Annotated in this window: 14 protein-coding genes; 9 read left to right on the forward strand and 5 right to left on the reverse strand. The window is 44.7% G+C overall.

The window, feature by feature from the left end; translation table 11 throughout:
- Positions 1-73: 73 nt before the first annotated feature.
- Complete coding sequence (locus BG32_RS16560) at positions 74-364, reverse strand: MarR family winged helix-turn-helix transcriptional regulator (RefSeq protein ID WP_259459655.1); 291 nt, start codon at positions 362-364, stop codon at positions 74-76.
- Entirely contained in the window at positions 361-531 is a 171-nt protein-coding gene (locus BG32_RS16565; protein ID WP_259459656.1) for a hypothetical protein, read from the reverse strand. Before BG32_RS16565 ends, BG32_RS16560 begins: the two co-directional genes overlap by 4 nt.
- Positions 532-708: 177 nt before the next feature.
- Between BG32_RS16565 and BG32_RS09515 the strand changes: the two genes are divergently transcribed.
- Genes BG32_RS09515 through prmC form a run of 5 tightly spaced genes read left to right on the forward strand, consistent with a single transcriptional unit; the run spans position 709 to position 4,345 of the window.
- Positions 709-1,413, forward strand: coding sequence for a ribonuclease HII (locus BG32_RS09515; RefSeq protein ID WP_259459657.1), 705 nt, complete (start codon positions 709-711; stop codon positions 1,411-1,413).
- Entirely contained in the window at positions 1,410-2,195 is a 786-nt protein-coding gene (gene mazG / locus BG32_RS09520; RefSeq protein WP_014731343.1) for a nucleoside triphosphate pyrophosphohydrolase, read from the forward strand. Before BG32_RS09515 ends, mazG begins: the two co-directional genes overlap by 4 nt.
- Positions 2,192-3,211: a SurA N-terminal domain-containing protein gene (locus BG32_RS09525; RefSeq protein WP_014731344.1), complete on the forward strand. Its 1,020-nt coding sequence runs from the start codon at positions 2,192-2,194 to the stop codon at positions 3,209-3,211. Before mazG ends, BG32_RS09525 begins: the two co-directional genes overlap by 4 nt.
- Before the next feature lies 1 nt (position 3,212).
- A complete protein-coding gene (locus BG32_RS09530) occupies positions 3,213-3,515 on the forward strand; it encodes a metal-sulfur cluster assembly factor (protein WP_014731345.1) in 303 nt (100 codons plus the stop codon).
- The gene (gene prmC, locus BG32_RS09535; protein ID WP_014731346.1) at positions 3,512-4,345 is read left to right on the forward strand and encodes a peptide chain release factor N(5)-glutamine methyltransferase; all 834 of its coding nucleotides are present in this window, start codon (positions 3,512-3,514) and stop codon (positions 4,343-4,345) included. The genes BG32_RS09530 and prmC overlap by 4 nt, the downstream gene beginning before the upstream one ends.
- On the opposite strand, the gene BG32_RS09540 is transcribed toward prmC, so the two are convergent.
- Together BG32_RS09540 and BG32_RS09545 are read right to left on the reverse strand one after the other, a co-directional pair.
- Complete coding sequence (locus BG32_RS09540; protein ID WP_014731347.1) at positions 4,320-5,075, reverse strand: NAD-dependent protein deacylase; 756 nt, start codon at positions 5,073-5,075, stop codon at positions 4,320-4,322. The genes prmC and BG32_RS09540 overlap by 26 nt on opposite strands.
- On the reverse strand, positions 5,068-5,661 hold the full coding sequence (locus BG32_RS09545) for a DUF4897 domain-containing protein (protein WP_014731348.1): 594 nt from the start codon (positions 5,659-5,661) through the stop codon (positions 5,068-5,070). The genes BG32_RS09540 and BG32_RS09545 overlap by 8 nt, the downstream gene beginning before the upstream one ends.
- 144 nt (positions 5,662-5,805) lie before the next feature.
- On the opposite strand from BG32_RS09545, the gene trpS reads away from it, so the two are divergent.
- From trpS to BG32_RS09565, 4 genes are read left to right on the forward strand one after another with little or no spacing between them, the layout of a single operon-like run.
- Positions 5,806-6,789 (forward strand): tryptophan--tRNA ligase, encoded by a 984-nt coding sequence (trpS, locus tag BG32_RS09550; protein ID WP_014731349.1) that lies wholly within the window; start codon positions 5,806-5,808, stop codon positions 6,787-6,789.
- A 2-nt stretch (positions 6,790-6,791) separates the two neighbouring features.
- Entirely contained in the window at positions 6,792-7,484 is a 693-nt protein-coding gene (locus BG32_RS09555) for a ScpA family protein (protein WP_014731350.1), read from the forward strand.
- The gene (gene scpB, locus BG32_RS09560) at positions 7,481-8,119 is read left to right on the forward strand and encodes an SMC-Scp complex subunit ScpB (RefSeq protein ID WP_014731351.1); all 639 of its coding nucleotides are present in this window, start codon (positions 7,481-7,483) and stop codon (positions 8,117-8,119) included. Before BG32_RS09555 ends, scpB begins: the two co-directional genes overlap by 4 nt.
- Positions 8,001-8,777, forward strand: a complete 777-nt coding sequence (locus BG32_RS09565; RefSeq protein WP_121526744.1) for a pseudouridine synthase — start codon at positions 8,001-8,003, stop codon at positions 8,775-8,777. Before scpB ends, BG32_RS09565 begins: the two co-directional genes overlap by 119 nt.
- Before the next feature lie 9 nt (positions 8,778-8,786).
- On the opposite strand, the gene BG32_RS09570 is transcribed toward BG32_RS09565, so the two are convergent.
- The gene (locus BG32_RS09570; RefSeq protein ID WP_121526745.1) at positions 8,787-9,737 is read right to left on the reverse strand and encodes a glycoside hydrolase family 130 protein; all 951 of its coding nucleotides are present in this window, start codon (positions 9,735-9,737) and stop codon (positions 8,787-8,789) included.
- Between the last annotated feature and the right edge of the window lie 22 nt (positions 9,738-9,759).

Below are 9,759 nucleotides of genomic sequence, written 5' to 3' on the forward strand. Positions count from 1 at the left end.
CGTTGCGGTAAGGAAAATGACAATCAATCCGATAATCAGGGTAGTTCTTCTCTTCATAATTACCTCCAGACGATTAGTCTTTCGTTTTCTTGCTGTCCATTATTTCGAGAAGGTTCTTAACAATAACCTCAAGTTCTTTCACCTGATCGGACTTGATCTCAGTCATTACAGATTTCAAGTACTCCACCCTTCTGTCGATGACCTTCTCGATTAGTGTCTTTCCGGCGGCGGAGATGTCGATAATGTACGATCTCCTATCTTTATCGGAACGTCTTCGCTCTACCAGATCAGCGTCGATGAGCCTCTTAACAAGACCAGTTGTCGTGCTCTTGGTTATTCCAAGCCAGCGACTGATGTCACTCATCCGTTTCTCTCCGTTAAAAAAAGCACCTGAAGGACATCGAATTGGGCAGGAGTGATCGGGAAGTCTCTCAAAACCTTTCTTCCTTCCCTTCTGATTCTCGTGGAAATCGTTCTTAGGTTCTTCTCAAGAATTGCAGCGTCTTCCTTTTTGACTTCACCAACGGACATCACAGCACCTCCAAACCCCTTGTATTAGTTTACTGAAAACGATACTATTCAAAACATTATATCATCATCCATGCACCGGTTAAGACTGATTCTGCACCTAAAGCTGTTCATTCGAAGGTTTTGATGCCTTTATAGACACGTGCTGAAGCCTCCTGAATGGTGATGTATAATTTCAGTATGAAATCGGCCAAACGAGATCTATCCGAACTTGTGAGATTTGATGCTGCATACAGAGCTGATCACAGAGTTATTGCGGGGGTGGATGAAGCAGGAAGAGGCCCTCTCGCCGGTCCTGTTGTGGCCGCTGCCGTTATAGTCTTGAATCCCGTCGATGGCGTGTACGATTCGAAGGCTCTATGTAGAAAGACGAGAGAGTTGTTGTTTGGACAAATACTTGAGAATTCTATAGTGGGAATCGGTCTTTGCTCACCTGAGGAGGTTGATATTCTCAATGTCTTTGCGGCTACCAAGTTGGCAATGAACAGAGCATTGAGGATTTTGTCGAGGAAGCCAGACTATGTAATAGTTGATGGAAAGTCGCTTAGACTCGATATAAGCGGTGAATGCATAGTGGGTGGCGATCGAAGAAGTGCAGCGATTGCGAGTGCCTCGATAGTGGCAAAGGTATTCAGAGATCGAATAATGGATTCACTGGACATCTTGTATCCCGAGTACGGTTATAGAAATCACAAAGGTTACTGCACCGATATGCACCTAAGAGCACTTAGAAAGTATGGACCGACCACCTGGCACAGACTGACATTTAGGCCTGTCAGGGAATTGATCACAAAGGAAAGGGCAAGCCGCTGGTCGAATGAGAGTGAAGTGAGCCTTATCAGGCTTTTCAGAGCGGGGCTGGCGACTATGGAGGCCGACAAATGAGGAATGAATTTGACGGAAGTGAATGGTTAAGGCTAATTAAGACAATGAAGATATTGAGGTCACCTGGAGGATGTGAATGGGATATAGAGCAAACTCATCAGTCCCTAAAACCTTACTTGATCGAAGAAGCTTACGAGGTACTCGATGCAATCGATGGCGGAGATGATAAGGAGCTGGTCGAAGAGCTTGGCGATGTCCTTTTGCAGGTTGTTTTTCATGCGCAGATTGCAATGGAAAGAAAGGCCTTCACGATAACGGATGTTCTACAGGTTTTGACGGACAAGTTAATTAGAAGGCATCCCCACGTCTTTTCAGATTCGGAGGGTTACTCATATCGTCAGTGGGAGGAAATAAAGGCAAAGGAAAAAGCTAAAGATTCGGGAAAGAGTTCTTCGATTGGTGAGATAAATAAGGCTCTTCCCGCGCTGAGCTTGGCGAGAAGAGTTCAGGAGAACGCTTCCGTGGTCGGTTTTGATTGGGGAGAAATCGAAGGACCCCGCGAAAAATTGAATGAAGAGATAGAAGAGCTGGACAGCGCGATAGTCGAAAAGGACAAAAAAAAGATCGAAGAGGAGATAGGAGATGTTCTCTTCACGGTCACGAATCTATCTAGATTCCTTGATGTTGATCCCGAAGTGGCTTTGAGAAAATCAACAGAGAAATTCTTGAACCGTTTCCATGAAATGGAGAGTCATATTGAGAAGCATGGCCTTGATATCAACAATATGACCATAGATGAGTTGAATCACCTGTGGGAAATAGCGAAGGAGGGTACAAATTGAAGAAGTTTATCGCTGCCCTGATATTATTATTGATCACTGCAGTAGCGCTTTCGCAGACGGAAACCCTTTCTGAAACAGGTATAGCCGCCGAGGTTAACGGTGAGATCATCACCATGGATACTTTCCTTTCGAAGGTTTTGCCTAACTATACCGAGATATCGAAGAGAATAGAAGAGGTAGATCCTCTTTTTTCGGAAATGCTCCTCAATACTGAAGCGGGTCAGAAACTGCTAGAGGAATACGAAAGAAATTCTCTGGAAGCTCTTATTGAAGAGACTCTTCTAATTCAGTATGCAAAAGAGGTTGGGATCGAAGCCGATATCGAGGCTTTAAGGGAAGTAGTAAGTAAGTCAATCATGGACACACTCACCGAACTTCAGATTGAGAAGTCGGATGCGGACCTTTTCTACGTTCTCAAAGGTTACATCGACGGATTAAGCTCCTATGAGGCGAAGGTGGTCAGAGATCTCGCTTACAAAGAGGTTCTAAGTTCCCTGTATGAAGCCGTTACAGTGAATGCGACAGTCACTGAAGAGGAGATAGAGCAGTACTATCTGGCCAATTCTTCGAGATATGCTGTAGAAGAAGAGAGGGCCGACATGAAGGTGCTTCTCTTTGATTCCTTCTCGGAAGCCTATTCGGTTTGGAAAGCTGCATCCAGGGATGCTAACCCTTCTTCGGTTTTGGATACTTTCCCGGAAGTGCAGTCCGGGAGTTATACGAGAGAAGAAATCGAGGCGCTGAATCCCGAACTTGTGAAATCGCTTTTCAAACCGACAGAAGGTGAGTTGCTTTCTTCCGTGGTGACTCTTGACAATAAGTACGCGGTAATCTATCTCGAATCATATTCTCCTGCAGGAGCAAAGGGCATTGAAGATGTTAGGGAAGAAATACAGGGGATATTGATTTCGGAAAAAAAGGATCTTTTCTGGAGAATCTGGCAGGAACAGGAGTTCAAGCCTTTCAAGGAAGAGGCTGTCATAAAAAGATACTACGAAACGGGTGGAGGAGAATAAGTTGAGTGTGACAAAAGAAGACGTTATGAAGGCCCTTGGAGAAGTATATGATCTCGAAATAGGGTTCGATGTAGTCTCTCTGGGGTTGATATATGGAGTGGAGCTAGAAAATGAGAACGATGTCAAGGTAAAGATGACTTTGACGACGCCTATGTGTCCTCTTGCCGGACTGATGCTTGAAGATGCAAGGCGAAAGGTCAGCGAGATTGAGGGAATCGGCGATGTGAAGATGGAACTCACTTTTGATCCACCATGGTCACCCGAGATGGCTAGCGACGATGTAAGAAAGATCTTGGGAATGTGAATCTACAAGAGCTAATCCATATATCGAAAAGAAAGCTTTCGGAGGCGGGAATAGAGAATTCCCGCTTCGTTATGATGTCCCTGTTTAGGGGAGTTCTTTCCTTGAATGAAGCCGATCTGATCCTCGATGGAGAGAAGGAAATCGAATCGAAGTTAAGCGCAAAATATATGAAGGCCGTGGAAAGAGTTGTTGAGGGAGAGCCGATCGACTATGTATTAGGATTCAGAGAATTCTTTGGAATCAGGCTTGAGGTTACAAGGAGTGTTTTGATACCCCGAAATGAAACGGAAGAGCTAGTTGAGATAGTCATCGACGAAGAGAAGAATTCGAAAGTGTTCGCCGATATCGGAACTGGAAGCGGGGCGATAGCCTGTGCTTTGGCCCGCAATATTCCTTCTTCACTGGTCTTTGCAACAGACATCTCTAGAGATGCTCTCATGCTTGCCGAAAAGAATGCCAGAACGAACGGAATATTCAATATTAGATTCATTGAAGGTGACAACATATCAGGACTGAATGACTTTCTAGATTCTGTCGAGGTCATCGTTTCCAACCCACCGTATGTAAGGACGGGGGATTTAGATTCTCTGGACATCAACGTGAGGAAGTACGAACCTATGGTTGCTCTGGATGGAGGAAAAGACGGTCTTGACTTCTACAGGGAGTTTTTAAAATATCTACCAACAGGGAAAAAAGTTTATCTGGAAATATCTCAGTATGAGGCCGAGGGATTAAGAGAGTTAGTTTCTGATCTTAATGGATATTCCTGTGAATTCAAAAAGGATTTGTCTGGAAATTACCGTTTCATGATTCTTCGTCCAGAAGTCTGAGAGCTTCCTCTGAAAAGCTTTCAAGTTCAACTGAGAATATGTAGTCGGCAAGGTAATCAAGGCCAGTTTCATCTCTGTTGACAATCGCGACTCTGGCACCTGAGGATTTTGCAATTACTGGAAACTGAGCGGCGGGGTAAACCATCAAGGAGGATCCCATAGCTATAAAGAGATCGGACTTCAAAGCAGCATTCTCGGCTCTTCTTATTGCATCCTGGGGTAGCATTTCTCCGAAGAAAACGATGCTTGGCTTGATCAGGCCACCGCAATCACATCTAGGAACATCGGATCTTTCAAGCAATAACTCGACTTCTTTCCTTGTAAACCGTCTCTTACACTGCATGCATTCGAATTCGGAAACGGTCCCGTGTAGCTCCACAACTTCTTCTGCCCCAGACTTCTGTTGAAGTCCATCGATATTTTGCGTGATTATCGTCTCAATTAGACCCAGGGTTTGTAGTCTGGTGAGGAGAATGTGAGTAGCGTTTGGGCTTACGTCCGACATAGTGTGTATTCTCTCCTTTGCTACTCTATAGTACCTTGCCGGATCTTCAATGAAAGAGCTTAGCTCGAAGATGTCCGGAGAAATCTTGCTATATAGACCTCCCGGACTTCTGAAGTCGGGAATGCCGCTAGCGACAGATATACCTGCCCCCGTTAGTACAGAAGTGCAGGTCGATTCTCTTATCAGTGAAATGAAGTTCCTTGCTTCTTGACTTAGTCTACTCACCTCTCGAGAATTGAATCTTCGGGAAGATAGTCTTGCCCGTATTAGTCCATATGAATTCATTTCCATCTGCGGCTACGGTTGGAGCTGGATCTAGATTAATTACCTTTGCGTCGGTCGGTATTGAAATTGTTAAGGAATAGGCATCACCTGTAAGGTCGAACTCCATGTCTCCCATGTCGGTATTAACAACACCATTTTCAACCGCTGCAAAGCCTGCGATAACAGCATGTTCGACTACTTTAACTCTGTTGGAACTCAGAACAGTTGCCGTTGACTGGAAGCTCTCTACTAACATCAGTCTGTCGAAGCTTTCCGAAAACTGAGTCATCGATTCCTGAAAGTCGGCCAGTTGTTCTTCCTGAGGCTTATCATACTGCTCGAGAAACTGAGTCATCTGGTCTGGTTTATTGAAGATTATCTCTGTCTCGATGTCAAGTGTCGCCCGTCCCTCGTAGTCATATGAATAGTTGCTGGTTGATGACAGGGTATCTATGTCCAGCCTGTTGTTGAATGCCATAAACATATTTATTGCGGTCATTCCAACCATGACAACAACAAGTATGATAAGAAGGGTATTGAATTTCATTTAAAACCTCCTGACGATTATTAGATTGATTCTGAGAATATGATAACATCATTCTGTGCTAAAATACATTGTACAAAGCTTTTCATTTGCCTTTGACGATCGGTATAGGTTTTTATTTCGAATTTCCGGTTTGGAGGGATTTCATTGCGAATTCTTAGCGGTATGCGGTCTACAGGCAGACTTCACCTCGGTAATTTTATCACTCTGGAGAAGTGGAAAGAACTGCAAGACCAAGGGAACGAATGCTTTTACTTTGTGGCTAACTGGCACGGACTTACTTCCCATATAGACGAAACCTCTTCTTTTTACGATTGGAGTCTTGATATAGTGAGAACATACGTTTCGGCAGGTCTCGACCCAGAGAAATCTGTTCTCTTCATTCAGTCTGCAATAAAGGAGCATGCAGAGCTCTTTCTTTATTTCTCGATGCTCGTATCGGTTTCAAGGCTTGAACGAGTACCCACTTACAAGGATCAAAAGGAACAGATAACAGACAGAGATCTTTCAAGCGGCGGATTCTTACTGTACCCTGTTCTTCAGGCCGCAGATATTCTAATGTATCTTGCCACAGGAGTTCCAGTCGGTGAGGATCAGATATATCACGTGGAGTTGACAAGGGAGATCGCCAGAAAATTCAACAATCAGTTTGCCGAGGTCTTCCCTGAGCCGGAACCGATTCTCGCAAAGGTTCCAAAGCTTCCCGGAACGGATGGCAGGAAGATGTCTAAGAGCTACGGAAACTATATCCTAATAGACACAGATGAGAAAGAGCTATGGAAAATGATAGCTCCAATGATGACCGATCCGGCAAGAATGAGAAGGACTGATCGGGGAGACCCTGAAAAATGCCCGGTCTGGGATTACCACAAAGCATTCACTACCTCTGATGAAGAAAAGAGATGGGTTGTTGAGGGTTGCAAGACGGCGGGAATCGGTTGCATCGAGTGCAAGAGACTTCTTCATAAGAATCTAGTTCAAAGGCTTTCTCCCGTCTGGGAAAAACTCTCTCATCTAAAAGAGAATTCAGATGAGCTTTTCGAAATAATCGAAGATGGCAATAAGAAAGCTAGAGAGGTTGCAAAAGGGACAATGAAAAGGGTTATTGAAGCAACGAAGTTGGGGTGGTGAAGATGGAACAACTCGAACTGGTCTTCAGTTTCCCGGAATTTGAAGGACCGCTTGATCTACTGGTTTTTCTTGTTAGAAAACATCGGGTGGATATACGCTCAATTCCAATCACTGTCATAGCAGATGAGTTCATAACACACGTCAACAAGATGAAATCTCTGGACATGGTCGTCACATCTGATTTCCTCGTCATGGCTTCAACCCTTATGGAAATGAAGTCTAAAGCGCTTCTCCCAAGAATGAGTGGCGGCGAAGCCGAAACATTTGACAATCAGAGAAAGGAACTTTACAGGAGAGTAGAAGAGTATAAAGCTCTCAAGGACCTTTCCAAAGAATTTCGGGTCAAGCTCTACGATGCTTACAGCTACGAAAGAGCTACGGCAAAACCGACGGTCGATCAGAAAAGGAAGGAAGATCTCCCCGAGGAACTGACGGAGGCCTTCAAGGCTATCCTCAAAGAGACGGTTCTGAGAGATAGAGTCTATACGATTGTCTCGGAAAGTATCAACGTCGAAGATCGAATGCTTCAGATAGAGCAGCTATACGAGACGATAGAGCTATACAAATTTCTAATGAGTCTCGAAAGCAGGTCGGAAATCATCGTCTCCTTTCTTGCAGTACTTGAGCTGTTGAAATTGAACAGATACTATCTTGACACGGTAGAACCTCTAACTCTCAGGAGGAAGGCTTCGTGAGCGAGGAACTGACAAAAAAGGCGATAATTGAAGCGCTGATATTCTCAGCAAGAAGCGGAATCGAGCCATCGAGAATCGCTGCGATCACGGGCATGAAACTAAACCAGGTAATGCTTCTCCTGGAGGAGCTGGAAAGAGAATACGGAGGTCATGAACACGGAGTTATGATCAAATCCGTCAACGGCAAACTCAGGTTCTATACTAAAGCCTCAATTCAGTCATTTGTAAGTCAGATATCTGTAAGACCTTTAGTAAGCATCACAGATACCCAGATGGAGTCCCTTGCGATAGTCGCGGTTAAGGGCCCGCTTACAAGAAACGATGTAGAACTTATAAGAGGTCGTTCCTCTCAGGGACAGCTCCTGGAGTTATCAAAAATGGGGCTCATAAGCAAGAGAAAATCTAGGCTACCTGGAAGGCCTTATCTCTACAAAGTTACCTCCCGTTTCTACGAGTTGTTCCAGGTCGATGATCTTAAGGAGATAGTAAACGGTTTGGCCTTCAGCAAGGAGGAAGATGATCTTGAAACTTCACGAGATAATCTCTCAGATAACGAACATGTCGAGGAGAAAGTCGACTCAAGCGATTCTGGACGGGAGAGTGAAAGTGAACGGCCGGATCGAGACTTACCCTAGGCTTGACGTTTTTTCCGAGAGTTCGGAGATTCTTCTTGACGGAAATAGACTGATTTTCTCTAGTGAAGAGAAAGTGGTTTATCTCGTCAATAAGCCAATAGGATACCTGAGTGCCATGAGTGATGATCGCGGAAGAAAGACGCTCTCCGATCTAGTCTCAGATCGAATAAAAGAAAGGGTATTTCATGTCGGAAGACTGGATCAGGACAGCTGCGGTCTGATACTCATGACGAATGACGGTGATCTTTCCAATCTTGTTTCCCATCCGGCATCGGAGATCGAGAAAACCTATGTAGTAGGAATAAAGGGAAAATTGACCGATCGCGATCTTGAAGCTGTGAAGGGTGGGTTGACGCTCGGGGATGGATTCAAGACGTCGCCTGCAAAGATAAGGCTTGTGAGAAGCGACGGCGACTTTTCGAAGTATGCGATTACCATTCATGAGGGTCATAAGAGAGAGATTCGGGAGATCTTTAGGGTATTAAACAAGTCTGTATCGAGCCTTGTTAGAGTATCCATAGGTCCTTTGAGCATATCTCTCGTTCCCAGTCCCGGCGACATCAAACGTTTGAGCCGCAAAGAGATCGCATTACTGGAAAACGGGGCCCATCGCAAGGCCCCGAAGAAAGCTCAGAGAAAGAATAATTTTGGGAGTTAGAGTTAAAGACTAGTCGGTTAGATCGACGACGAAAGCCCCTATATATGTATCGGCCGCGCCGTAGTATAGTATGAGTCTATCTTCTTTAATCACAGCCCCTTCTATGAATATTACGTTTGGAACCTGCCCTTGTTTCTCCCAGGAAAGTTCCGGTTCTGCAAGAGGTTTGTCGGTTCTCTTGATAATCTTTCTGGGATTCTCGATATCAAACAAAGCAGCTCCAGGTCTATAAATCGTGGAGAAATCAGCACTGTTATATATCAACAGAATCCCTTCGTCAGTAATGATTGGCGCTGGCCCCGGTTCAATCAACCTGCTATCGAAACTTCCCTGTCTTGGTTCCATGACGGGTCTGGGGAAAATTGTCCAGTTCTTCAGGTCTGTGGAGTAAGCGAGTTTTATTGAGGAATCACCAAAATACATGTAGTACTTGTTGTCGATCTTCGCAGGTACTATAGCACCGGACTTTGACCAAGTGTCATCTTTGAATACCGGTCCCAGCTTTTCCCATTCTGCAAAGTCCTTTGAAGTTGCGATGCAAAGCCTAGCCTTTCCTCCATCGTATCCCGTGTAAGTAAGGATGTACAGGTCGTCAATCTTAACGATACGGGGATCTTCGCATCCACCTGGGATTTCATATGGTTCTGTTGGGTATATAAGGGGGGAAGGCTCTCTTGTAAATTCAAACCCATCGGTGGACTTCGCAAGGCCGATTCTGGATGTGCCGTTCCATCTACCCGTGCCACTCCAGTCTTCCGATCTGTAGAGAAGGTAAATTGTAGAGTCTATCATTATGGCGGCCGGATTAAAAACCGCTTTGCTTTCCCATTCGATCCCCTGTGGCATAAGAAGCGGAAAATCAGAAGCTCTCTCCATGGTGTATAGAGATTCGAAATCTATCGAAACGGCAACGCCAATTACACATGAGAAAAGCAGCACAATTACCAAAGATCTTTTCATCAAATCAACTCCTTATCCAGTT

It is taken from the genome of Mesotoga sp. HF07.pep.5.2.highcov (assembly GCF_003666285.1).
GTDB lineage: Bacteria > Thermotogota > Thermotogae > Petrotogales > Kosmotogaceae > Mesotoga > Mesotoga prima.

What these genes read in the sequence shown, in the direction of transcription:
- BG32_RS16560 (WP_259459655.1), bottom strand. Translation starts at nt 364, where the DNA reads ATGAGTGACATCAGTCGCTGGCTTGGAATAACCAAGAGCACGACAACT.
- BG32_RS16565 (WP_259459656.1), bottom strand. Translation starts at nt 531, where the DNA reads ATGTCCGTTGGTGAAGTCAAAAAGGAAGACGCTGCAATTCTTGAGAAG.
- BG32_RS09515 (WP_259459657.1), top strand. Translation starts at nt 709, where the DNA reads ATGAAATCGGCCAAACGAGATCTATCCGAACTTGTGAGATTTGATGCT.
- mazG (WP_014731343.1), top strand. Translation starts at nt 1,410, where the DNA reads ATGAGGAATGAATTTGACGGAAGTGAATGGTTAAGGCTAATTAAGACA.
- BG32_RS09545 (WP_014731348.1), bottom strand. Translation starts at nt 5,661, where the DNA reads ATGAAATTCAATACCCTTCTTATCATACTTGTTGTTGTCATGGTTGGA.
- BG32_RS09555 (WP_014731350.1), top strand. Translation starts at nt 6,792, where the DNA reads ATGGAACAACTCGAACTGGTCTTCAGTTTCCCGGAATTTGAAGGACCG.
- BG32_RS09565 (WP_121526744.1), top strand. Translation starts at nt 8,001, where the DNA reads ATGATCTTGAAACTTCACGAGATAATCTCTCAGATAACGAACATGTCG.
- BG32_RS09570 (WP_121526745.1), bottom strand. Translation starts at nt 9,737, where the DNA reads ATGAAAAGATCTTTGGTAATTGTGCTGCTTTTCTCATGTGTAATTGGC.